21 protein-coding genes are annotated in these 22,586 nt (G+C 66.6%); 3 read left to right on the top strand and 18 right to left on the bottom strand.

What is annotated here, in order from left to right; all coding sequences use genetic code 11:
* Positions 1-33 precede the first annotated feature (33 nt).
* The 13 genes from A5727_RS08680 to A5727_RS08620 form a co-directional block, all read right to left on the bottom strand.
* Positions 34-1,869: an acyl-CoA dehydrogenase gene (locus tag A5727_RS08680; protein ID WP_068247653.1), complete on the bottom strand. Its 1,836-nt coding sequence runs from the start codon at positions 1,867-1,869 to the stop codon at positions 34-36.
* A 130-nt stretch (positions 1,870-1,999) separates the two neighbouring features.
* Entirely contained in the window at positions 2,000-3,442 is a 1,443-nt protein-coding gene (locus tag A5727_RS08675) for an aldehyde dehydrogenase family protein (RefSeq protein WP_068247650.1), read from the bottom strand.
* 46 nt (positions 3,443-3,488) lie between these two features.
* Positions 3,489-3,950: a RidA family protein gene (locus A5727_RS08670; RefSeq protein ID WP_068247646.1), complete on the bottom strand. Its 462-nt coding sequence runs from the start codon at positions 3,948-3,950 to the stop codon at positions 3,489-3,491.
* A 31-nt stretch (positions 3,951-3,981) separates the two neighbouring features.
* Positions 3,982-5,139: a M24 family metallopeptidase gene (locus A5727_RS08665; RefSeq protein WP_068247896.1), complete on the bottom strand. Its 1,158-nt coding sequence runs from the start codon at positions 5,137-5,139 to the stop codon at positions 3,982-3,984.
* A gap of 169 nt (positions 5,140-5,308) precedes the next feature.
* Positions 5,309-6,172, bottom strand: a complete 864-nt coding sequence (locus A5727_RS08660; protein ID WP_068247644.1) for a fumarylacetoacetate hydrolase family protein — start codon at positions 6,170-6,172, stop codon at positions 5,309-5,311.
* Positions 6,173-6,230: 58 nt separating this feature from the next.
* Positions 6,231-7,184, bottom strand: coding sequence for a pyridoxal-phosphate dependent enzyme (locus tag A5727_RS08655; RefSeq protein ID WP_068247641.1), 954 nt, complete (start codon positions 7,182-7,184; stop codon positions 6,231-6,233).
* Positions 7,181-8,422 carry a M20 family metallopeptidase gene (locus A5727_RS08650; protein ID WP_068247638.1) on the bottom strand — a complete coding sequence of 414 codons (1,242 nt, stop codon included), beginning with the start codon at positions 8,420-8,422 and terminating at the stop codon, positions 7,181-7,183. The genes A5727_RS08655 and A5727_RS08650 overlap by 4 nt, the downstream gene beginning before the upstream one ends.
* Positions 8,412-9,518 (bottom strand): ABC transporter ATP-binding protein, encoded by a 1,107-nt coding sequence (locus tag A5727_RS08645; RefSeq protein ID WP_068247635.1) that lies wholly within the window; start codon positions 9,516-9,518, stop codon positions 8,412-8,414. Before A5727_RS08645 ends, A5727_RS08650 begins: the two co-directional genes overlap by 11 nt.
* Positions 9,515-10,339, bottom strand: a complete 825-nt coding sequence (locus A5727_RS08640; protein WP_068247632.1) for a carbohydrate ABC transporter permease — start codon at positions 10,337-10,339, stop codon at positions 9,515-9,517. Before A5727_RS08640 ends, A5727_RS08645 begins: the two co-directional genes overlap by 4 nt.
* Positions 10,340-10,440: 101 nt before the next feature.
* On the bottom strand, positions 10,441-11,337 hold the full coding sequence (locus tag A5727_RS08635; RefSeq protein WP_068247629.1) for a carbohydrate ABC transporter permease: 897 nt from the start codon (positions 11,335-11,337) through the stop codon (positions 10,441-10,443).
* A gap of 7 nt (positions 11,338-11,344) precedes the next feature.
* A complete protein-coding gene (locus tag A5727_RS08630) occupies positions 11,345-11,779 on the bottom strand; it encodes a hypothetical protein (RefSeq protein WP_068247626.1) in 435 nt (144 codons plus the stop codon).
* 5 nt (positions 11,780-11,784) lie between these two features.
* Entirely contained in the window at positions 11,785-13,419 is a 1,635-nt protein-coding gene (locus A5727_RS08625; protein ID WP_068247624.1) for a GMC family oxidoreductase, read from the bottom strand.
* A gap of 255 nt (positions 13,420-13,674) precedes the next feature.
* The gene (locus A5727_RS08620; RefSeq protein ID WP_157521283.1) at positions 13,675-15,027 is read right to left on the bottom strand and encodes an ABC transporter substrate-binding protein; all 1,353 of its coding nucleotides are present in this window, start codon (positions 15,025-15,027) and stop codon (positions 13,675-13,677) included.
* 166 nt (positions 15,028-15,193) lie between these two features.
* Here A5727_RS08620 and A5727_RS08615 point away from each other — a divergent pair, with 166 nt between their 5' ends.
* Positions 15,194-15,844, top strand: coding sequence for a GntR family transcriptional regulator (locus A5727_RS08615; protein WP_068247619.1), 651 nt, complete (start codon positions 15,194-15,196; stop codon positions 15,842-15,844).
* 50 nt (positions 15,845-15,894) lie between these two features.
* Here A5727_RS08615 and A5727_RS08610 read toward each other — a convergent pair whose 3' ends face one another.
* The 3 genes from A5727_RS08610 to A5727_RS08600 form a co-directional block, all read right to left on the bottom strand.
* Positions 15,895-16,086 carry a hypothetical protein gene (locus A5727_RS08610; RefSeq protein ID WP_157521282.1) on the bottom strand — a complete coding sequence of 64 codons (192 nt, stop codon included), beginning with the start codon at positions 16,084-16,086 and terminating at the stop codon, positions 15,895-15,897.
* Between the two features lie 75 nt (positions 16,087-16,161).
* A complete protein-coding gene (locus A5727_RS08605) occupies positions 16,162-17,049 on the bottom strand; it encodes a universal stress protein (RefSeq protein WP_068247612.1) in 888 nt (295 codons plus the stop codon).
* On the bottom strand, positions 17,046-18,869 hold the full coding sequence (locus tag A5727_RS08600; protein ID WP_068247893.1) for an amino acid permease: 1,824 nt from the start codon (positions 18,867-18,869) through the stop codon (positions 17,046-17,048). Before A5727_RS08600 ends, A5727_RS08605 begins: the two co-directional genes overlap by 4 nt.
* Positions 18,870-19,346: 477 nt before the next feature.
* On the opposite strand from A5727_RS08600, the gene A5727_RS08595 reads away from it, so the two are divergent.
* Together A5727_RS08595 and A5727_RS08590 are read left to right on the top strand one after the other, a co-directional pair.
* Entirely contained in the window at positions 19,347-19,523 is a 177-nt protein-coding gene (locus A5727_RS08595) for a hypothetical protein (RefSeq protein ID WP_197507619.1), read from the top strand.
* A 302-nt stretch (positions 19,524-19,825) separates the two neighbouring features.
* Positions 19,826-20,563 (top strand): carbonic anhydrase, encoded by a 738-nt coding sequence (locus tag A5727_RS08590; RefSeq protein WP_068247606.1) that lies wholly within the window; start codon positions 19,826-19,828, stop codon positions 20,561-20,563.
* A gap of 74 nt (positions 20,564-20,637) precedes the next feature.
* On the opposite strand, the gene A5727_RS08585 is transcribed toward A5727_RS08590, so the two are convergent.
* Entirely contained in the window at positions 20,638-21,795 is a 1,158-nt protein-coding gene (locus tag A5727_RS08585; RefSeq protein ID WP_068247603.1) for an alpha/beta hydrolase family protein, read from the bottom strand.
* The gene (locus A5727_RS08580; protein ID WP_068247600.1) at positions 21,788-22,576 is read right to left on the bottom strand and encodes an SDR family NAD(P)-dependent oxidoreductase; all 789 of its coding nucleotides are present in this window, start codon (positions 22,574-22,576) and stop codon (positions 21,788-21,790) included. The genes A5727_RS08585 and A5727_RS08580 overlap by 8 nt, the downstream gene beginning before the upstream one ends.
* Positions 22,577-22,586: the final 10 nt, after the last annotated feature.

Below are 22,586 nucleotides of genomic sequence, written 5' to 3'. Positions count from 1 at the left end.
CAGGGTTACGGAGTCGTCGACGGAGGCGCTCGGCTAGAACGAGTCCTCGGGCAGGTCCATCGCGTCGAGGCTGACCGACTCCACCACGGCCCGATCCGAGCTCAGCCGGGGAAGCACCGACTCCGCGAAGAACGTCGCCGTGGTGACCTTGCCGGTGTAGTACGCGCGATCCCTGTCCGACGGACTGGCATCCAATGCCTCGAGCGCCACCTCTGCCTGATGCAACAGCAGCCAGCCGATGAAGACGTCGCCGACGGCCAGCAGGAAGCGCACCGACTCAAGACCGAGCCGGTAGAGCTGGCGGGAATCCTGTTGGGAACCGGACAGATAGCCGATCATGGCGCCCACCATCGCCTGCAGATCGCCGAACGCGGCCGCAAGCAGTTCCCGCCCACGCGCGAGCTCGGGGCGCGCAGACTCGCGATCCAGAAACCCCTGGATCTGACTCGACACATGCGCCAGCGCACGCCCCTGGTCGCGGGCGATCTTGCGGAAGATGAAGTCCTGCGCCTGAATCGCCGTCGTGCCCTCGTACAGGGAATCGATCTTGGCATCGCGAATGTACTGCTCGATCGGATAGTCCTGCAGGAAACCCGATCCCCCGAACGTCTGCAACGACTCCGTCAGGCACTGATAGGCACGCTCGGACCCGACGCCCTTGACGATCGGCAGCAGCAGATCGTTCACCCGGTGCGCCATGTCCGCGTCCGCGCCGGAGACGATGGCCGCGGCCACGGGATCCTGGTGGGCGGCGGTGTACAGGTACAGCGCCCGCAGACCCTCGGCATAGGACTTCTGCACCAGCAGTGCCCGACGCACGTCGGGGTGGTGCAGGATGGTGACCCGCGGAGCGGTCTTGTCCGTCATCTGGGTGAGATCGGCACCCTGTACCCGGGTCTTGGCATAGTCCAGGGCATTCAGGTAACCCGTCGACAGCGTCGCGATGGCCTTGGTGCCCACCATCATTCGCGCGTACTCGATCACCTTGAACATCTGCGCGATGCCGTTGTGGACGTCGCCGACCAGATATCCGACCGCTGGGGTGCCGTGCTGCCCGAACGTCAGCTCGCACGTCGCGGACACCTTGAGACCCATCTTGTGTTCCAGCCCCGTGACGAACACACCGTTGCGCTCACCCGGTTCACCGGTCTCGGGGTCCGGCAGGTACTTGGGGACGAAGAACAGGCTCAGCCCCTTGGTGCCGGGCCCCGCACCCTCGGGCCGCGCCAGCACCACATGCATGATGTTCTCGAACAGATCGTCGGAGTCACCGGAGGTGATGAAGCGCTTCACACCGTCGAGATGCCAAGTGCCATCGGGCTGTTCGACCGCCTTCGTGCGCCCAGCACCGACATCCGAGCCGGCGTCGGGTTCGGTGAGCACCATGGTGGCACCCCAATTGCGCTCGCTCGCCAGTGCGGCCCAATGCTTCTGCTGCTCGTTGCCGATCTGGTACAGGATGTTGGCCAGGATGGGCCCGGCCAGGTACATGAACGCAGCCGGCTGCGCACCGAGCGGCAGCTCGTTGACGGCCCAGGCCACCATGGCGGGCGCGGGCACGCCGCCGACCTCCTCCGACAGCCCGATGCGGAACCACTCCCCCTGCTGCCACGCGCGGAACGAGGTCTTGAACGCCTCGGGAAGCGTGACGACGTGGGTGTCGGGGTCGAACGTCGGCGGGTGCCGATCGGCCTCGGCGAACGACTCCGCGAGGGGACCCTCGGCCAGGCGGGCCGCCTCGGCCAACATCTCGCGGACCGACGGCCCGTCGAGGTCCCCGAACTCTCCGGTCGCCAGCACCTTCTCCAGATCGAGCACCTCGAAGAGGTTGAACTCGAGATCACGCACGTTGCTCTTGTAGTGCCCCATGACCTTCGCCTCACCTGCGGTTACACCACCTGCGTTCCGCAGCCTAGTCCTGCGTACCCGTCGGTAACCTCGAAACCGCGGGGTTCCGTCAGGTCAGCGCACACCCTGCGGACGGGCAGTCCCGGTCCCGCTAGAGACCCTGCAGGTAGACAGCCTTGGTCGCAGTGAACTCCAGCGCGCCCTCGACACCGATCTCGGAGCCGTAGCCACTGTCCTTCATCCCGCCGAACGGCGCGGAGGGGGTCTCGGAGAGGTAGCTGTTCACCCACATCCGTCCGGCCTCCAAACCGTTGGCACACTTGAGTGCCCGGCCGATGTCCGTGGTCCAGACCCCGGCGGCCAGACCGTAGTCGGTGTTGTTTCCCTTCGCGATCGCATCGTCCTCGTCGGTGAACGTGTCGATGGTCAACACCGGACCGAAGATCTCGGTCTGGCAGATCTCCATATCCTCATGCACCGAGGTCAGGATGGTCGGCGGGTAGAAGTAGCCCTGCTCGGGGGCTGCCTTCACGGCGAGGACTTCGGCTCCGTCGGCGAGGGCGCGTTCCACCAGACCAGCGACTCGCTGCCGTTGACGCTCGGAGATGATCGGGTTGATGTCAGACTCCCGGTCCCCGACCGGACCGACCTGCAGCCCCTGCAGCCACTCCGCGGCCGCGGCACAGAACTCGTCGAAGATCGTCTCCTGCACCAGGATGCGGGCACCGCCGCAGCATTCCTGACCGCCGTTGACCAAACCCGCCATCAACACGCGTTCAACAACTTTCGGAATGTCGACGTCGTCGAAGACGATGTTGGGGCTCTTCCCGCCGAGCTCCATCACCACGGGCCGGCCGATCCGTGCCGCCGCACCCGCCACGGCGCGTCCGGCCGCGGTCGAGCCGGTGAAGGTGATCTTCGCGACCGCGCGGTGCTCGGCAAGTGCTGCCCCGGTGCGATCGTCACCGGCGACCACGTTGAGGACGCCCGCAGGCAGTCCCACCTCGTCGGCAAGGCGGGCCAGCAGAATGGTGGTGAGCGGTGTCTCGGGGGCCGGTTTGACCACCACGGTGCACCCGACACAGAGCGCCGCCGCGACCTTGCCGGCCGCGATCACCAGCGGATAGTTCCACGGCGTGATCGCGGCCACCACTCCCACGGGCTCGCGCACGGTGTACGCGACCGTCTCACCGTCGGGCATGGGGACCTGCTGGCCGAAGCGTTGCATCGCCACTCCTGAGTAGAAGTGGAACAGGTCGCCCGAGGCCACCACCTCCGCGCGTGCGTCGGCCACCGGTTTCCCGGCGTTGCGGGACTCGATGGCTGCGATCTCATCGGCCCGCTCGATCAGAGCGTCGCCGATGAGTCGCAGCAACCGTGCGCGTTCCGCTGGTGCCGCCGCCCGCCACGCCGGCAGCGCACCCCGCGCAGCACGCACCGCCGCGTCCACCTGATCAGCGGATCCAACCGGGACTGACTCGATCAGCTCACCGGTCACGGGTGCCCGAACCTCGGTCCGTTCGCCGTCCGACGGAATGAGGTGGTGGCCGTTGACGAAGTGACCGTAGGACATCTGCTGGTCGGGCCCTGCCATGGTTGATCGCCTGCCTTTCGTTGTGGACTCCGTCGATGACGGACGACTAGTCGCGGACCGCCAGGACCATCTCGATCTCGACCGAGATCCCCATCGGCAGAGCACCGAGACCCACCGCAGAGCGGGTGTGCAGGCCGGCGTCGCCGAAGATCTCCGCCAACAGATCGGAGGCGCCGTCGATCACCTTCGGCTGCGCGGCAAACCGCGGGTCGCTGTTCACCATGCCGAAGAGCTTGACGACGCGGACGACGCGGTCCAGGGTGCCCAGGGCGGCGCGCGCGCTGCCCAGGGCGTTGATGATCGTCAGCCGAGCGGCGGCCTGAGCGTCGGTGACGCTGACCTCGCTGTCGACCTTGCCCCGGTACAGGTACTCGCCATCGCGGTACGGACCGTGACCCGAGACGAACAGCAGATCACCGTGCTGCACCGTGGACAGATAGTTGCCGACGGCCGGCGGGGACTCCGGCAGGACGATTCCGAGTTCGGCCAGCTTCTGTTCAGGGGTCACATCAATCTCCTCTTCTCGGACGGGCGCGCCGTCACTTGGTGGGCTCCACGCGAATGAGCTCGCGGGGGTACTGTGTCAGTGCTTCGCAGCCGGTCTCGGTCACCAGGACCGTCTCCGACACACCGATTCCGGCGACATCCGGAATCATCACGTTGGGCACGATGTGGAAGACCATGCCGGGTTCGAGCGGCCGGGTCTCCATGTGCCGCAGGCTGTAGATGTGGCCCTCGCCCCAGTCCGGCGGGTAGCTCACGCCGATCGAGTAGCCGCTGCGGTTGCGGTGAATGTCGCCCCAGCCGGCACCCTTGATCACGTCGCGGTTCGCCAGATGCACCTCCTGCCCGGTGACTCCCGGCCGGATCGCGGCGATGAGCGCCTCGAGCGCGTCGGTCACGACGGCGACCGCGGAATCGACTGTGGCACGGATGGACTGGGGAACCTCGCCGACAACACCGACGCGGATCAATCCGGCACCGTACCGGCCTGCGCTGCCGCCCGGCTCGTAGAAGAGCATGTCGCCCTCCTGGATCGGTCGCCCGCTCCACGTCGCGTGTGGCTGCGCGGTCCGGGGACCGGTGGCCACGAACGGCGCAAGGCTGGGGTAGGACGAGCCTGCCGAGATCATGGCGTGATAGAGCGCGGCGGCAACGTCGTCCTCGGTGGACCCGACCCGGGAGGCGTCGAATGCGGCCGCCATCCCGGCCTCGGTGAATCGGCATGCGTGGCGGATCAATTCGATCTCGGTCGCGGACTTCACCAACCGGAGGCCTTCGACCAGACCACTGATCGGCGTCACCCGGCCATCAAGCGCGGCCGAGATTCGTGCAGCGATTCCTGGTGAGACCGACCAGGTCTCCGCCTCAGTCGCGACCCGCGGGCCGAACCTGGCCGCGACGCTGGCGACCACCTGAGCGATGTCCTCGTGATCGCGGTAGCCCACGTAACCGGTGAGCCACGTCTGCATTTCGACGTTGGGCGTCTCGAAATGGCGGATCACCAGAACCGGATCGGCATCCACGGAGGCCACCAGGCACTGCGGGAAGTAATAGCCGAGGGTGTCGAAGCCGGTCAGGTAATAGATGTTCTCCGGCGCCCAACTCAACAGAGTGTCGACGCCCGCGGCCGCCATGGCCTCCTGCAGCCTGCCGTACCTCTGCCGATGCTCAGCGTGCGATATCTCGAAATGCATGCGCATCCTTCCACCTGTTGACCAGGTTCTGTGACTGTTGTGCCGGGGGGATTTCGCCGCGATCTGCGGCTGCAGCTACATACAGCTTAACCACATTGTGCATAATCAGTCAATCAAAGTAGCTGTCGAATTCTGTTGTACGCGAGGTCTTTTGGCTAAATCGGCCGCGTCAACGCGGCGCGACGACGCGCTGCCGTTGCGTGCCGAGATGCTGGATGCCCGTGGTCAGCACATCGCCCGCGCTCAGCCACACCGGCGGGTCGAATCCCATCCCGACACCGGCCGGCGTCCCGGTGTTGATCAGGTCACCCGGCTCGAGGACCAGGAACTGGCTGAGGTAGTGCACGATGGAGTACGGATCAAAGATCATCTGCGCGGTGTTGCCGCGCTGCCTCGCCGTCCCGTTGACGTCGAGCCAGATCTCGAGTTGTCCGACGTCCGGGAGTTCATCCGGTGTCACCAACCACGGACCGGCCGGGTTGAACGTCTCCGCGGACTTCCCTTTGATCCACTGCCCACCGCGTTCGAGCTGAAATGCACGCTCGCTCAAATCGTTGACCACGGTCCAGCCGGCGATCACGTCCTTGGCCGCGTCGACGTCGGGCAGGTAACTCGCCCGGCGTCCGATCACGATTCCAAGCTCGGCCTCCCAGTCCACCTTCGTGCCTCCGCGTGGGATCCTGACGTCATCCTCGGGGCCCACCAACGTGTTCGGTGACTTGGTGAACACCACCGGTTCAACTGGGATGTCCAGACCGGCCTCGATGGCATGGTCCACGTAGTTCAGTCCGATGCAGAGGATCTGATGCGGGCGCGCGATCGGAGCGCCTATGCGGCGGCCCGCCAGCGACTCGACCCGCTCCCCGGATTCGGTCCGCTCGGACACGATCGCACGAATCCGCTCGATTCCACCGGATTCGAAGAAGGCCCCGTCGAAGTCGTCGACGACATCGGACAGATCCACATAACGTGAATCGTCCACGACGACACCGGGCTTCTCCTCGCCCGGATGACCGACTCTGAGCAGCTTCATCAGCGGCTCCTTTCCTTCAAGAGTTGGAACGTCCCTGCAGAACACGCTCTTTCGACCCTCATCGGCCGACCACCGAACTCCACTCCCGCGGATCGACATTCGAACCGCACAACACCACGACCACACGTTCGCCCGGTTTGATCACGCCCTCCTTGAAGGTGGCCGCCCAAGCGCACGCGGCGGCCGGCTCGACACACAGGCGCAGTCGGTCCCAGACGTCCTGCTGGGCGACGACGAGGTCGTCCTCGGTCACCTCGACAACCGGATCCCCGGCAGCCGAGAGGACGTTGAACGCGATCTCTCCGATGACCGGCGCTCCCAGTGCATCCCCGGAGAGGCCGCCCACCTCCACCCTGGTCGGTTCGCCGGCCTCCAGCGCCGCCGCGAGACTGCGGCACGTGACCGGTTCGGCGGCAACCACCCGGGCCGCACCGCCGAGGGCAACGGTGATTCCGGCGGCCAGCCCACCGCCGCCGACGGAGACCACCACCGCAGCGGTGTCGGGGCGCTGCGCCATCACCTCGAGCCCCAGAGTGCCTTGGCCGGCCACGGTTCCCGGGTCATCGAAGGGGTGGACGAACAACGCGTCGTGGGCCTCGGTGAACCCGGCGCACGCCTCGACGGCGTCTGAGAAGGTCCCGTCGATCAGATGCAGTTCGGCACCGAGCGATTCGATCAGCCTCAGTTTGTGTGCCGGCGAGGACTTCGGCAGGAAGATGTCGACGGGCAGACCGAATGTCCGACCGGCCAGCGCGACCCCGGCCCCGTGATTTCCGCCGGAGACCGCCGTGACTCGGCCGTGTCGGCCCTCGTCGAGGGCGATCCGGTTCGTGGCCCCCCGCGCCTTGAAGGACCCCGACAGCTGCAGGAACTCCAACTTCACCGAGATCAGCTCGCCGTTCGGGCCCGGCGGCAGGTCGAGCATCGGCGTGGTCCGGATCCGGCCGCTGAGGCGCTCCTGCGCCTGACGGACCTGCTCGCGGCTCACCGTCCGCAGCTGACTGTCGGTCATCGCAGCACCTCCTGGCGCGCCGTGCTGGAGGCACCGTCGAGCACGCCGTCGATCAGCACCGCCTTTGTCACCCTCGTCAGGATGCTTGCTGCCGAGCTGAATTCGTCGAGGGACAGTCGCTCGTCGGCGCAGTGGCATTCGCCGATGTCTCCGGGCCCGAAGGTCAGCGCCTGCATCCCGCCCTCGTTGACCAGGTTGCGCGTGTCGCTGCCGAAGGGCATGCCCACGGCGACCGGTGACCCGCCGACCTCGTCCCGCAGACACTGCAGCATCAGCTGCGCGAACGGCGAGTCGGCGTCGATCTCGGCCGGGTCCGCGGCCAGCAGGGTCGTCATCTCGATCTCGACGTCCTCGGGAAGCCCTGCGGCAGCGGCCTCCTGGAGGTGCGCGTTGAGGCGCTGTCCCTCGGTCACGGCGGACTCCCCCGGCACCAGGCGCCGGTCGATGAGGATGTCACACCAGTCCGGGATGGCGTTCTCGCTGGCACCGGCGCGCACCACGGTCGGGGTGCACGTCCCCGGCGGCAACATCGGATGCGTGACGCTTCCGACGCCGGCCCGGTACTTCTCCAGTGCTCCGATCACGTTGGACACCGCCCAGATCGGGTTCCGGCCGTACTCCGGTTTACTGGCATGGCCGGCCCTGCCCTTGACCCTGATGGTGTAACGGCCCACTCCCCTGGTCGCCGTCGCGACCTGCAGACAGGTCGGTTCCATGACGATGCCGTAGTCGCCGACGTGGCCCGCTTCGACGAGCGCCAAGGTGCCCGGCTCACCACGCTCCTCGCCGGCGGCGAAGTGTGCGATCAGCGTCCCGCGCTGCTCGGCGGGTACGTCGCGGGCCAGGTTCCGCAGGATCCCGATCGCGATCGCGAGGCCGGCCTTCATGTCGCAGGCACCTCGCCCATAGATGAAACCGTCCCGGACCTCCGCCTCGAATGGCTTCGTGGTCCAAAGGTTTTCATCGTCGATGGGCACCGTGTCGGTGTGCCCGTTGAGCACCAGCGTCGGGCCGCCGCGTTTTCCGGGCAGCACCGCGGCCAGCGACGGGCGGCCGGGCTCGTGCTCGACGACGTGCATCTCGACGCCGGTACCGTCGAGCAGCTGCCGGATCCGTTCCACCACCGCCCGCTCGTCGCCGCCCGGGTTGATGCTGGGGATGCGCACCAGCTGCTGCAGGACCGGTACCAGGTGGTCGAGGGAGGTGAAGTCCTCCCCGTCGTTGACGTCAGCGGACACTGTTTCTCCCAAGTGAAGTTCCAGACTCGGCGTCGAAGAAGTAGAGCGACGCGGGGTCGATGGCCAATTCGCACAGTTCGCCCTGCCGGACCTGCACAGCACCCGGCAGGCAGGCCGAGAGCGTCACCTCACCGTCGCCGTGCGCGGACTGGATCTGCACGATCTTCTCCGAGCCAAGGTCCTCGATCAGGCCGACGCGGCCGGTGATGCGCGGCGCCTCCCGGTCCCGGCACTGCTCCGAGGCCTCGAGTGCGGTGGGCCGAACGGCGACGGTGATCGGCCGGTTGTTCCACTCGCGCCCCAAGTCCGGACAGCGCACGGGCAGCGCGGCACCGCACACCTCGACGCGTCCGTCGCGAAGGACGACGCCGTCGATGAAGTTGATCGGCACCCGCCCGATGAACCCGGCCACGAACCGGTTCGCGGGGTTCTCGTAGAGGTCGGTGCCGGTGCCGACCTGCTGCAGCACACCGTCCCGCAGGACCGCGACGCGGTGCCCCAGGGTCATCGCCTCGACCTGGTCATGGGTGACGTAGACCGAGGAGACCCGCAGCCGGTCGCGCATCTGCGAGAGTTCTGTGCGGACCCGTCCCCGAAGCTCGGTGTCGAGGTTGGACAGCGGTTCGTCGAGCAGGAAGGCGCTGGGTTCCCGCACGATGGCGCGTCCCATCGCCACCCGCTGCCGCTGGCCTCCCGACAGCTGCCCCGGCCGGCGATCCAGCAGTTCCTCGAGACCGAGCTGCTGGGCCGCCCGCGCGATGCGGGTGGCGATCTCGGCCTTGGGCACCTTGCGGGTCTTCAGACCGAACGCGATGTTCTGGCGCACCGTCATATGCGGGTACAGCGCGTAGGACTGGAACACCATCGCGACATCTCGGTCCTGCGGCGCCAGCGAGGTGACATCCCGTCCGGCGATCCGGATTGAACCTCCGCTGACTGAGGTGAGCCCGGCGATCATGCTGAGGATCGTGGACTTTCCCGAACCCGAGGGCCCGACGAGGGCGACCCACTCGCCGTCCTCGACCGTGAGGTCGAGATCTTTGATCACCGAGCGCCCGCCGTAGGCCTTGGACACCGATTCCAGGTGAATTGTCATTTGACTGCTCCGTCTACGAGACCTCGGACAAAGAACCTGCGCGCGATGAGGAACAGAATGATCATCGGAAGGACCGAGATCGTCACCCCCGCCATCGCGATGGGCACGTCGACCCCGCCCTGCCGTCCGGGTGAGAGGCCGGCGAGGCCGACCATCAGGACCCGGAGATCCTCGCTCTGCCACATGATCAACGGCACGAGCAGGTCGTTCCAGGCCATCACCGAGGTCACCAGGGCGACTGTGCCGATCGCCGACACCGACAGCGGCGTCGCGATCCAGATCAGCTGGCGCCAGTACCCGGCGCCCTCCATCTGCGCGGCACGGAAGAGCTCACTCGGCAGGCCCCGCATGAAGGTGAACATCATGTAGATCCCGAACGGAAGTCCGAGTCCGGCTTCGACGATGATCGCCGACGGGAACGTGTTGATCAACTGCAGGTCCACCATGATCAGGAACAGCGGAACGACGATCACGATCGCCGGCACCGACATCAGCACGATGGTGGCGATCAGGATCCACCGGGCGCCGCGGAACTTGATGTGGGCCAAGGCGAAACCGCCCATCACCGAGAGCACGGTGACGATCACCGCCGAGGACGCACTCAGGATGAAGCTGTTCTGCATCTGCAGACCGAAGTCGAGTCGGGTCCACACCGTGCGGAAGTTCTCGAACGTCGGATCCGTGGCCGGGGCCAGCGAGGCCGGATTCTCCTCGAATTCGCTGCGGCTCTTGAATGCCGTGATCGCCATGAAATACAGCGGGGCGATCGAGAGCAGCGTGGCGATGATCATCACCAGGTGCTCGCTGATCCGGACCCGCATCCGAGCAAAGCGAGATCCCAGGTACGGAACCTGGTTCTCGTTCGGGTCTTTGGGAGATCGTGCTCGCCGAACCGAGCCGAGTCGCTGCACTCTCATCCCCTTCATTCCAGATCCAACGACGTGCGGCGTACCCGGAAGATCACCAGGATGCCGACCACCGCCATGATGAAGACCGCCACCGCCGCGGCCAGACCGGGCAGATTGGCCAGGAACACCTGGTTGTAGAGATAGGTCTCCAGCACGTGGTTGGACGGATCATTTGCACCCTGCGACAGCACGTAGACGTAGGCGAAGCTCCAGGCGAAGACCTCGACCACGCTGAGGATCGCCACGAACTCGATGGCCCCCTTGAGCTGGGGAAGGCCCACGCGAAGGAAGGTTCTGGTCCACGAGGCGCCGTCGACGAAGGCGGCCTGAAAGATGGTGCGGTCGACCGCGGCCAGGCGCGACGAGAAGATGATGAAGGTGAAACCCAGTCGGCTCCAAACGATCACGGCCATGATGCTCCACATCGCGAAACCGGGCTCGGTCAGCCAGCCGTGCTGCAGATCGGAGAATCCGAAGAATCCCAGGACCTGGTTCAGCGGCCCGTTGGCGTTCAGGATGTAGACGAAGATCACGCCGACCGCGGCGATCGAGGGTATGTAGGGCAGGAAGATCGCCGTCTCGTACAGCTTGGTGGCGGTCAGTCCTCGGTAGGCGATCGCCGCCAGGACGAGTCCGAGGATGATCCGGATCGGGATGCTGACGAGCAGAATCAGGTTGTTGCGGAACGCCACCCAGAAGTCCGAGTCCTCGAAGAGGGTGGCGAAGTTGGTCAGCCCGACGAACTGCCCGTTGAGGCGGAAGCTCTCGATCACCGAATCGACTGCCGGGTAGACGATCACCAGCGTCATCATCAGTACCGCGGGTGACACCAACAGGAATGCGGCAATCAGCCTCTTGCGCTGCGAGCCCAGCTGCGTTCGGCGCCCGGCGGCCCTCGTGATGCCGGTCATGACTCGGTCACCGTTGCGACCCCGGGGTCGCCACGTAGAACTCTCCGCGTGCGATCACCGGAGCCAGCATCTCCGGAGTGCCCAACTCGTCGGGGGATGCGAGACTGATCGGCCTCCGCGTCGGGCCGGGATAGCCCAGCTTCTTCGTCACTTCAGTGGACATGTAATAGGCGGCGTTCATAGCGAAAATCATTTTTTCACAGGCGATTTCGTCGGCCTCGTCGGACAGGTCGACGAACCCGCTCTCGGCGGCGGTGCGCGCCAGGGTCACCACCGCCTCGACCAGGTCGGCATCCGCCGCCAGGACGGCGTCGATCAGGTCCAGGTGGGCCCCGACGCTGCGCCCCGACGGCATCGTGGCGGTGCCGGGCAGCAGCGCGTCACACCACATCTCCAGTCCGCGTCGGGTGACGTCGTCGATGTCCACACCGTTCGCCGGCATCGGCCTCACAACGGAACCTCCTGATTAGATGCGTTCTCGATCAGATGCTCGACGGCACGGGCCGCGAACGCGACGATGGTCGACGTCGGGTTCACCGCCGACGACGTCACGAAGACGCTGCCGTCGAGGATGTACAGGTTCGGAACGTCGTGCGCCTGGCCGAATCCGTTCACCACCGAGGTCGCCGGATCATCGCCGCAGCGGGCCGTTCCCAGCATGTGCCAACCCGTCTCGGGCATCCAGTTGATGATCTTGGTCTCCACCGCACCCGATGCCTCATGGGCTTCGCGGGCCCGCTCTGCGTTCCACTCCAGGTTGCGCCGACTGTCCTCCGAGATGGAGTAGACGACCTTGGGAGCCGGCAGCCCGGAACTGTCCACGATGTCGTCACTGAGCGTCACGTAGTTGTTGTCGTCGGGGAGGTCCTCGATGGACACGCCCCATTCGAACGCCCTGCCCAGCGCCCGCTCCACCAGCGCCTGACCGGCGGCACCCGTGCGCTGTTCGCGGGGCAGGTCGTCGTAACGGCGCAGAATCTCCATCGGGCCGGTGATCGGCTGCGCCGACCAGCGGGCGCCGCGCGCGAATCCCCGGCTCAGATCCGTCTCGGCGAACTGCAGCGAGTAGATCGGAGCCCCGTACGGCCCGAGCCAACTCTCCAATGGTTCGTCGTAGACCCCCATCACCGCCAGGAACGGATGCATCATCAACCGCCGTCCGACCAGGCCGGAGGAGTTGGCGAGGCCGTTGGGGAAGCGGGCGGACGTCGAAAGCTGCAGCAGGCGCGGGGTTCCGACCCCGTTGGCGCACACGATCACGATCGGCGCCGCGGTGTGGTGCTCGACGCCCTCGGCGTCGATCCACGTCGCGCCGCTCGCGAGGCCCGCCTCATTCACGGTGATCTCCCGGACTCGTGCGTTCGTCACCACGCGCGCCCCGGCCGCGACGGCGGCGGGGAGCATGGCCACGTCGAACGAGGCCTTCGCGCCCTCCGGGCAGCCGGTCATGCAGGTCGCCCAGCGGCTGCAGGCTCCGCGATCGCCCACCGTCCTGCTCATGATCGCGTTGATCGCGGGCCACCAGTGCCAGCCCAGCTTGTTCATGCCCTCGGCGGCCTTGATGCCCATGCGTCCCATGGGCAGACCGGGCATCAGCTCTGACTCATTGGGGGGATAGGCCGGATCGCCCGGAGTGCCGGAGACGCCGACCGTCTCCTCCAGCAGGGCGTAGTAGGGCTCCAAGTCCTCGTAGCTGAACGGCCAGTCATCGGCCATGCCGTAGAGACTGTGCAACTTGAAGTCCGACGGGATGAACCTGGGCCACTCGGCGCCGTAGAGGATGGTGCTGCCGCCCGCGGCGTTGAAGTTGAGCGGGTACACGTCGGAATCCGCCACGTCGATCGGGTAGTCCCAGCTGCTGCGTCGCACGTTGGGGTTCGCCGACCATGGCCCATTGGTGAGTACATCGCGATCGGGGCGCTCGCTGGGGTAGTCGGCGCGGCCCACCCAGCCGCCCTGCTCCAGGACGGTGACCTGGAATCCGCTCTCCGCCAACATCCGGGCCGCTGTGGAGCCCGATGCTCCCGCCCCGATGATGAGGACGTCAGGATTCCCAGCCTCGTCCGTTTTAACCGCGGACACGTAATCTCCTTACAGTTCCAGTATTTTGGCATCGCGAATTCCACCCACGTGACCGGCAGACAGCCGTGACGCCAGTGGGCGCTGAGTGAGGGGACTCTCGGCGCCGCTGACGCGTGGTCGCGATCCGGGATGGCCGTCCATCGTCTGCAGGTCCGGGCAGACCCGCAGACGTCCTCACGAAGTCAGAAACCGCTGTCGCCTGAGCAGACCGCCCTCAACCATCGGTTTCAGTTGCCGTTCAGTCGTTGTCGGCCATCAGGATGTTTCGAGGGTCTTGGCGAAGGCACGCACGACGTCGAGTTCTCCGGGGTTCTGCTGGCGGAACTTGGCGAACACGTCATCGATCTTGGTCAACGTCTGATCGGCATTCGCCGCACCGGCGAACATCTGCTGCATCGCCCCGATCAGCGGCAACGCCACCGTCGACGGATAGAAATTGTCCGGCCACCACAACGAGTACTCGCCGCGCGCGCCACCGGTGATCATCGCCCACAACGTCTTCAACCGCTCCGGCAGCACTGAACTGTCGAAACGATCGTCGGCCGGCAGGCTGCCCGTCAGCTCCCACCACAACTGCAACTGCTCCGGCTGATGCAGGAACCGAATGACCTCACCCGCCTGCGCCTTGTCATCGGCGTACCCCATGATCATCACGGTGTCACCGGCGCCCAGCGCCTCACGATTCATCTTGGCCGCCGAGGCCGGGAAGCCGATCAGCTCGAACTCGGAACCGATGGCCGGATCAGCCATCGCCGCGGGCAGCATCAGGGCCATCGCCGCCCCGCCCCGCAGGAACTTGTTGACCGCATCCTGGTTGGTGTCGTTGTTCGGCGCCGCGTTGATGTACTTGTCCCGCAACACCGTCGCGTTCGACACCACGGGCGCATACAACGAATCCCGCACCGGCACGTCACCAGTGACCACCCGCAACAACTCGGCCGGGGAGTCGCACACCTGCAACTTCTCAAGCATGAACCAGCCCTCAGCGCCGATGCCGTCACTGGTGCCGGCCTGGATCGGCGTGATCCCCGCCGCCACCAGCCGATCGCAGGCCTCGATGAACGCCTCATAGGACTCAAATCGACCCTCGACCTTGACACCGGCGCGGTCGAACAACTTCCGGTTGATCACCAACCCCATCGCCTCGATCACGTGCGGCGCACCGTAATACGCACCGTCAGACTTCGTCGAGGCAAGCAGCCAGTGTCCCGTCTCTCCAGCACCGACGTACTCGTCCAACGGGGCGATCGACGACTTGTGCGCCAGGTCGAACGTGAAGAAATCGGAGTACCAGGTCGCCAGCGAGGGACCGGATTTCGCCCGCAGAGCCGCACCCACCGACTGGAAGATCGCCTCGAACGGAACCTCATTCAAACCGCCCAGACGAGCACCGCCGGCAGTCGCGAGTCGATCACGGACCTGAGACCAGTACTCGGCCACCGTCCCCGGCGGCCCGTTATAGGTCCAGTCGTACATCAGATCGACGGCTCCCGAGCTCGACCCACCACCGCCGCCACTGCCGCCGCGACCACACGCAGACAACAGCACAGCAGAGGCTCCCAAGCCCAACGCCCCGCCCAACAGCGACCGACGCGACAACGAAGACACCAAAACCACTCCATCCCGAAAGTCCAATCGAGGTGACGCGCACCACTACGCTTGCGCTACTGTATCTGACATCACCGGAATGTGCAGACTTAAACAAGAAAATGCACAATCTGCCGAAAACGGCACAGCCCGTACACTGTTCGGGCAGAAACGACTAGGGGGAACCTTGGGGACGAAGGCAGAACTGATCTTCAACACCCTGAAGGCCGAAATCACCTCCGGGAAGCTCCCGAAGGGCTCTCGGCTGCTGCAGGTGGAGATCGCCGAGCGGTTCGAGACCAGCACCACCCCGGCACGAGAAGCTCTGCGGCAACTGCTGACCGCCGGCCTGGTCGTGGGTTCCTCACACCACGGCGTATCCGTGACCGCCCCCGACTCGGATCAGATCCGTTCCACCTACGTGATGCTGCGCCTACTCGAGCCTTACGCGGCGCTGCGCGCGTCAAACCGGATGAGCCGGGTGGACTTCGCGGCCGTGCGCCGCATCAACACCGACTACGGCGACGCCTGCGCACGCGGCGACGAGGAGGCCGCCCGCCAACTCGACCAGGAGTTCCACTTCGGAATCTACGGTCACTGCGGGCTGGCGACGCTGACCAGGGAGATACAACGATTCTGGGACGCCTTTCCCTGGGGCGTGCAGGGGCGCGCGGAAGCCGCCAAGGAGCACGACGGCATCCTGGACGCCATGATCGCCGGTGACGAGTCGGAGATCCTGTCGCGGATGGAGGACCACGTGCGCGCCGAGTTCGAGACGCTGCTCACGCATCTGGGCCACGGACTGGACTCCGACCCGCTCCTGCTCGAAGCGGACTAGACCTTCACGTCAGCACACCGGGCACGCCAAAGCCGCACTGGCACAGGTGCTCACGATGACCCCGGCCCGTGCTTCTCCTCCGCGATGACCTGATACCAGGCGTGCGGCGCGTAGTACTCGTCCCATCGCGCCGGTTCACTGAACGACAGCCTGAGGACACCGTTGTCGAGGAACTCGAAGGTGTCGTCGTCGCCGTACTCCCCCGGCTGTTCGTTGCGTTCGAACTTCACTCGAAATGACATCGTGTGAGCCTTTCACTCCGAAGGTTCCGGCGAGGACGTAACGGCCGCGCCGTCCTTTTTGGGTCACTGGGCGGTTCAGCCCGCCGTACGTCGCGGCACGATCATCGCCGGCACCGGCGCATGCCGCAGGATCCGCGCCGCCGCCGAACCGAGGAACACTTGGGCAGCCGGTCCGGCCGCGCCGGAGCCGAGCACCAGGACGTCCCCGGCCCGCCACTCGACGGTCTCCACCGCATCCCGCCAGGTCACTCCCGCACCGATCACCACCTCAGCGGCCAGCACTCCGACCCCCGTACGGACCCGCTGCAACTGGGCGACGATGTTCTCCTGGGTCTGCCGCGCCCACTGCTGCACGACGAGGTCCTCCGCCGAGGTTTCGATGGAGCCGGCGAACATGGTCACCGGCCGCACGGTGAACGACGCGATCCGCAGCGCCGCCGACCATCGCTCGGCGAGTTCGGCGGTCGTGGCGACGAGTCCGACCTCATCGGCCTGCCCGCCGTAGGCCACCGTCAACCGGTCGATCCCGGCGCTCTGCAACGGATAGCCCCGCGGTGCGATGGCCACCGGGATGCTGGCGGTGTGCACGAGGCGGTCGGTGACGCTGCCCAGGGCGATGCGGCCCAGCAGACCCGAGGACGACGACCCGACGACCACCATGTCGGCGCTCAACTCCTCGGCGAGGTCGGTCAGTCCCGCCGGCACCGACTCGGCCTGATGGATCATGGTGCACACGTCGAGCTCACCGGACAGGCCGGCGACCAGTTCCTTGAGTGATCGCAGCGCCTGCCCGCCGACGTGGTCCAGGTACTCCCCCTCCGTCGGATCCAGACTGCGGGGCCAATGATCTTCGACGACCGCCACCGCGACGATCCGGTCTCCGGTGGCCCGAGCCAGCTGAGCGGCCAGATGCAGCGGAGCCGGCGCGTGTCCGGACGCGCTGAACCCCGCGAGAATCGTCATCTCGAAACCCTCTTCTCCGCAACGGATGTCGCGACCACATGGGTGACCGGAACGTCGAACTGGATGCGGGCCCGCTCCACGACGTCGAAACGCTGCCAGACCGAGAACTCCGGCGGCAGGGTGGCGATCACGATCTGGTCCGGCCGGTATCTCTGAACGGCGTCGGCCAGCGCGCGCAGCGGCCTGGCATCACCCAGTTCGCCCTCGACGTCCCGGTTTTCGGTGCGCAGCGCGGTCAGCGTGGTCTCCAACCGGGCCCTGGCGGCCTCCTCGGTGGCCTCGGAGACGTCACGTGGACCGTGCGTGGCCGCGGCGCCGGTGTCGACCGGACTCGCGGGCACCACCACCAGATACCGCGTGTCGCGGTCGACGCCGATCCGGGTCAACTCGGCCAGCAGTTCGTCGGAGTCGACGGTGTGGTTGGCCAACACGAGCACGCGGTGCGCGCGATCCGCGGGAACGTCGTCGGGGCGGACCGGACGCCTGCGGACGAACCACTTGTTGGCGCCGTACAGCAGCAGCACCACGGCCCAGGACAGCAGGCTGAGCACCAGTTGGGAACGCAGCGCGGGGTCGATGAACATCTGCACCAGGATCGCGACGATCCCCGCCGCGGTCAGCACCGAGAGCACCGGGAACAGCCACATCTTCACGCGCAGTTCGGAGTCCGGCGTGCGTCGGCGCAGCACGATCTGCGAGATCGCGATCAGCAGATAGACGAACAGGATGATGGCGCCGCTGGAGTTGAGCAGAAACGCGAAGATGGTGTCCGGGGAGGCCGCCGCGGCGATCACGCAGAGGAACCCGACGACCGAGGACGCCAGGATCGCATTGGTCGGTACGCCGCGCCGCGTCACCGTCACCAGTGCCGCCGGCGCCTCGCGGCGCGCCGCGAGCACAAAGAGCATGCGCGACGCCGTGTACATGCCCGAGTTCAGACAGCTGAGCACCGCGGTCAGCACCACGGCATTCATCACGTGGTCGGCGTACGGAATGCCCATCGCGTTGAAGGCCGCGACGAACGGGGACGCCGCCACGCTGTCGTCGTTCCAGGGCACGATCAGCACCAGCAGCAGCACGGCACCGACGTAGAAGATCAGGATGCGCAGGATCACCGAGTTGGCGGCTTTGGCCACCGCGCGTTCGGGATCCTGGGACTCCGCGGCGGCGATGGTTGCGATCTCGGCACCGACCATGGAGAAGATCACCGTCACGATGCCGACGGTGATCACTCCGAACCCCAGGGGCATGAAGCCGCCGTGGCTGGTCAGGTTGGAGAAGTCAGCCGACTTGTCCGGCCACAGGCCGAACACGTAGGCCCCGCCGACCGCGAGGAACGCGATGATCGCGGCCACCTTGATGCCGGCGAACCAGAACTCGAACTCGCCGTAGGAGGCCACCGAGAACAGGTTGGTGGCCGTCATCAGCACCATGAACACCAGCGCGGACAGCCACAGCGGTATGTCGATCCAGTACTGGATGATCTTGGCGCCCGCGATCGCCTCGAACCCGACGACGATGACCCAGAAGTACCAGTACAACCACCCGACGGAGAATCCCGCCCAATGCCCCAGTGCGTTGCGGGAGTAGTCCGCGAACGACCCCGTCGACGGGTTGGCCACCGCCATCTCCGCCAGCATGCGCATCACCATGATGATGAGCACGCCGGCCATGCCGTAGGTGAGGAAGGCGCCCGGTCCGGTGTCGCCGATGACGACGCCGGATCCGACGAACAGGCCGGCGCCGATCACCCCGCCGATGGCGATCATCGTCAGCTGGCGTTGGCTCAGTGCCTTCTTCAGGGTGGGTGCCGCGCTCATCATGACCTCCGCCGCCGATGTGAACCCCGCCCGCCGGGAGTACCCACACCGACACCACTCCATTCGGTTGCTTGCGCTGGGAAACTTCGGCGAGCGGTTGTGCCCTGGGGAGCTTCGGCGCGACGGCGTCGCGATCCCGTCCGGCCGAGCAGGACCCGTCGCCATGGTCGAGCAGGACTCGTCGCCGAGTCTTCACGCCGGAAGGCGACACTCTGGCAAGCCCGGCCATCGTGAATTGTCCTTAACCGGCGGTAACCGACTCCGCAGCGGTACGTCGTTGGACTGCGGAGTTCTCGGCCGTCACGGTCTCCAATGTTTGCATCTTGAAGCGAGGAAGGACTGGCTGGCACTTTCAGAGAACGCTTATCGCTCATGGTGCGTACGGTGCTGCGAGTTGGCTGTGACGGCACTGAAAGAACAGGGGAACAGGTGGGCGGCGTTCGCGCACTGATCGATCGCGGTGCGTCCGGAACATCGATGAGGCGTGGATACGGCGGCAACGGTGGCGACGGCGGTCAGGGCGGAAGCGGTGGCGCGGGTGTCGGCGGCCCCGACCAGTCTGGGAACCCCGACACCCCAGGCGATTCCGCAGCCGGACTGAACGGCGGCGAGGGTGTGGCCGGCGGTGGCGGCGGCCCGGGAGGTTCGGCCTGAACCATCTTCCAACCGAATAACGCCAGATCCACCGCCTCGAGGTCGATCGGTGGATCTCACGGGAAACCTGTTGGGAAGCAGACAGATTCCGGTGACGCGACAGAGCAGCGCGTCCCCCAGCGTCGTCGCGCTTCCCCAGCAGGCTCCGTCTGTACACCCACCCGCCCAGCCTCAAGCCATGGCCGGGTTTCGTCGAACTTGCCTGTCGGAGAACCACTCTCGTCCGTGAAGTCCGCGACACGCGCCCCATCGATACGTTGAAACCGACCTGTTGTCTGCGTCGCCGCGTTACTCTCACCGGCATGCTTTCACGACGCGCCTGGTTCGGAGTTGCCGGTACGACCGCGGCCGCCGCGGCTCTCAGCGCCTGCGGTGCGCCGGAGAGGACAACGGCCACCGAGACCGTCACAGTGCCCGCGGACGTTCCCATCAGGACCGAGACGCCAAGGCCCAACATCTCGGGTGCCGAGATGGCGCTGGCGGAGTTGAAACAGGGCAATCAGCGGTTCGTCGAGGGCCGCATGATGCACCCCGATCAATCACCGGACGCCCGTCAGCCGTTGTCGGAGGGTCAGTCGCCGTTCGCCATCGTGCTGAGCTGTTCGGACTCTCGGCTGCCCCCTGAGATCATCTTCGACCAGGGCCTCGGCGACCTGTTCGTCGTCCGCGTGGCCGGCAATGTCGTCGACCCTGCGGGCATGGGCAGCATCGAGTACGCGGTCGGCCACCTCGGCACGCACCTCATCATGGTCCTCGGGCACCAGGATTGTGGTGCGGTGTCGGCGACTCTCGCGTCCCTCCAGCAGCATTCGGAGCCACACGGTGACGTCGGTGCACTCATCAGCGCGATCACACCCGCCGTCGCGGTGGCCGAGAAGCGCCCGGGGAATCTGCTGACCAACTCCATCATGGCGAACGCGGAGCAGTCTCGTGATCAGATCATGGCGTCGAAGGAGCTGAAGCCCGCGTTGGACTCCGGCAAGCTGAAGGTGGTGGTCGGCTACTACAACTTGGCCGACGGCACAGTGGCCATCTCGTGACGGCGCGGTCACCGGAGGGGGCCGACGGTTCGCCGTAAGCCGTCGCGCCGGACACCCCGTCTGGATCAGCCGGGTCAGCCCGGACAGTTCCCCGGCGCCTGCCCGGAGCGCACGGCGTCCACGAAGTTCTGCACGTCGACCAACGAGGCGCCGATGACGCCGCGATGGTCCTGCCCGGCGTACACCCGGTAGTCCAGGGTGACGTCCTTGTCGCACAGCGCCTTGGCCAAATCATCGACCCCGGCCGGGGACACCGCCGCATCGGCGGTGCCCTGCACGAGCATGACGGGCACCCGCGGAGTCAGTCCGGTGGGATCCTGGCGGGCGAGGTGGGCCTGCAACCCATCCAGTTCCGCGTCGGGCGCGAACACCTGCCCCGGCGGCACCAGCGGCAGGGCGTTGACCTGCCCGACGCACTCGGTGCGGGCCGTGGTCAGCAGTGGCCGTGCTTGGTTGGAGAAGATCCGATCGGGATCGATCGACGGGTCCACCACCGCAGCCCCCAAGACCAACAGCGGCAGAAACCTCTGTGCCGCCTGCACTTCCGGCCGTCCGGTGCGGATGAGATCGACGGCCTGATCGAACCCCACCCCGCCCGGTGCGATCGACACCGCTGCCAGCAGGTTGAGTTCGGGGGCACGGTCTTCACCGTCCTGCGCGGTGAACAGCGCGGCCTGTCCGCCCTGACTGTGCCCGATGACCACCCAGTCGGTGCCGATGCTGGAATCGAGATTCCTTGCTGCCCTGACGATGTCGGTCACCGTGTTCGCTTCGCTGACACCGTCGACGTAGGGATGCCCGCCGGGCGTGCCCAGTCCCTGGTAGTCGGTCTGGACGACGGCGTAGCCACGGGTCAGCCAACTGTCCAGCATGGGATGGACCACGCCCACGTAGTCGTGAACGAGGCCGTCCGGGGTGTCGGCGGACGGGGCGCAGGTGTCGGCGTAGCCGGTGGTGCCGTGTGCCCAGCTGACGACCGGCCAGCCGCCGTCGGGCGGCGGCGACGTCGGCACCGACACGGTGCCCGAGACGACGATCGGCTCGCCGTGTGAGTCGTCGGAGACATAGGTGATCAGCTGGGTCTGCCCGCCAGGCAGTGCGGCCGAGGTGGTCAACGGACGCGCGGTGAGCAGCTGACCGGGATGCAGTTCCGGGTCACGGTGGGCGGTGCACCCGGTCAGCACGGCCACGGCGGCCACCACGGCGGACCACCGCCGGACGTGTTCACTCATCGACCAGCCTTCGGCGGCTGGCCGCAATCGGGCTCTGCGCGGTCAGGCCACCGTCGAGCACCAGGGTCTGCCCCGTCATGTAGCGGGACTCCTCGGAGGCGAGGTACACCATGGCCCAGCCGATGTCCTCCGGGTCGCCGATCAGGTCAAGGGCGTTGTGGCTGCGGATGGCGTCGATCGCCTCCGCCGGGAGGTTGTCACGCAGAGACGGCGTCATGACCGCACCAGGGGCAACGGCGTTGCACCGCACATTGTTTCGGCCGTACTGGGTGGCGATGTACTGGGTGAGGCGGATGACGGCGGCCTTGGCCGCGCCGTAGGCGCACTGCAGGGTGTCGCCCGCCAGACCGGCGACCGAGACGGTGTTGATGATCGAGCCGCCGCCGTCGGCGATCATGTGCGGCAGCGCCAACCGGGAGGCGACGACGGTGCTGCGCGCGTTGAGTGCCATGGTCCGGTCCCATTCGGCGAGGTCCAGCCGGAGAAGATCGAGGTCCTTGCGCGGGTTGCTGCCGCCCACGTGGTTGCACAGCACGTCGATGCCGCCGAACTCGGCGACGGCTCGTTCGACCATGCCGGCCACCGACTCCTCGTCCATCACGTCCACGGCGATGCCGAGTGCCTGGTCGCCGATCTCACCGGCGGTGCGGGTCGCCGCGGCGCCGTCCAGATCGGCGATGAGCACCCGAGCACCCTCGGCGGCCATCAGTTCGGCCGCCGAGCGGCCGATTCCACTGGCCGCCCCGGTGATGACAACTCTTTTACCCTGGAGCCGGTTCATCGCTTCCCAC

Source organism: Mycobacterium sp. ACS4331, from assembly GCF_001667265.1.
GTDB lineage: Bacteria > Actinomycetota > Actinomycetes > Mycobacteriales > Mycobacteriaceae > Mycobacterium.
The sequence above is the reverse complement of the archived record's forward strand: the minus strand, read 5'-3'. Positions and strand labels throughout refer to the sequence as shown.

What these genes read in the sequence shown, in the direction of transcription:
- A5727_RS08610 (WP_157521282.1), bottom strand. Translation starts at nt 16,086, where the DNA reads ATGTCATTTCGAGTGAAGTTCGAACGCAACGAACAGCCGGGGGAGTAC.
- A5727_RS08585 (WP_068247603.1), bottom strand. Translation starts at nt 21,795, where the DNA reads ATGAGTGAACACGTCCGGCGGTGGTCCGCCGTGGTGGCCGCCGTGGCC.
- A5727_RS08675 (WP_068247650.1), bottom strand. Translation starts at nt 3,442, where the DNA reads ATGGCAGGGCCCGACCAGCAGATGTCCTACGGTCACTTCGTCAACGGC.
- A5727_RS08605 (WP_068247612.1), bottom strand. Translation starts at nt 17,049, where the DNA reads ATGACGATTCTCGCGGGGTTCAGCGCGTCCGGACACGCGCCGGCTCCG.
- A5727_RS08595 (WP_197507619.1), top strand. Translation starts at nt 19,347, where the DNA reads ATGAGGCGTGGATACGGCGGCAACGGTGGCGACGGCGGTCAGGGCGGA.
- A5727_RS08580 (WP_068247600.1), bottom strand. Translation starts at nt 22,576, where the DNA reads ATGAACCGGCTCCAGGGTAAAAGAGTTGTCATCACCGGGGCGGCCAGT.
- A5727_RS08590 (WP_068247606.1), top strand. Translation starts at nt 19,826, where the DNA reads ATGCTTTCACGACGCGCCTGGTTCGGAGTTGCCGGTACGACCGCGGCC.
- A5727_RS08630 (WP_068247626.1), bottom strand. Translation starts at nt 11,779, where the DNA reads ATGCCGGCGAACGGTGTGGACATCGACGACGTCACCCGACGCGGACTG.
- A5727_RS08645 (WP_068247635.1), bottom strand. Translation starts at nt 9,518, where the DNA reads ATGACAATTCACCTGGAATCGGTGTCCAAGGCCTACGGCGGGCGCTCG.
- A5727_RS08655 (WP_068247641.1), bottom strand. Translation starts at nt 7,184, where the DNA reads ATGACCGACAGTCAGCTGCGGACGGTGAGCCGCGAGCAGGTCCGTCAG.
- A5727_RS08640 (WP_068247632.1), bottom strand. Translation starts at nt 10,339, where the DNA reads ATGCGGGTCCGGATCAGCGAGCACCTGGTGATGATCATCGCCACGCTG.
- A5727_RS08680 (WP_068247653.1), bottom strand. Translation starts at nt 1,869, where the DNA reads ATGGGGCACTACAAGAGCAACGTGCGTGATCTCGAGTTCAACCTCTTC.
- A5727_RS08635 (WP_068247629.1), bottom strand. Translation starts at nt 11,337, where the DNA reads ATGACCGGCATCACGAGGGCCGCCGGGCGCCGAACGCAGCTGGGCTCG.
- A5727_RS08600 (WP_068247893.1), bottom strand. Translation starts at nt 18,869, where the DNA reads ATGAGCGCGGCACCCACCCTGAAGAAGGCACTGAGCCAACGCCAGCTG.
- A5727_RS08660 (WP_068247644.1), bottom strand. Translation starts at nt 6,172, where the DNA reads ATGAAGCTGCTCAGAGTCGGTCATCCGGGCGAGGAGAAGCCCGGTGTC.
- A5727_RS08665 (WP_068247896.1), bottom strand. Translation starts at nt 5,139, where the DNA reads ATGCATTTCGAGATATCGCACGCTGAGCATCGGCAGAGGTACGGCAGG.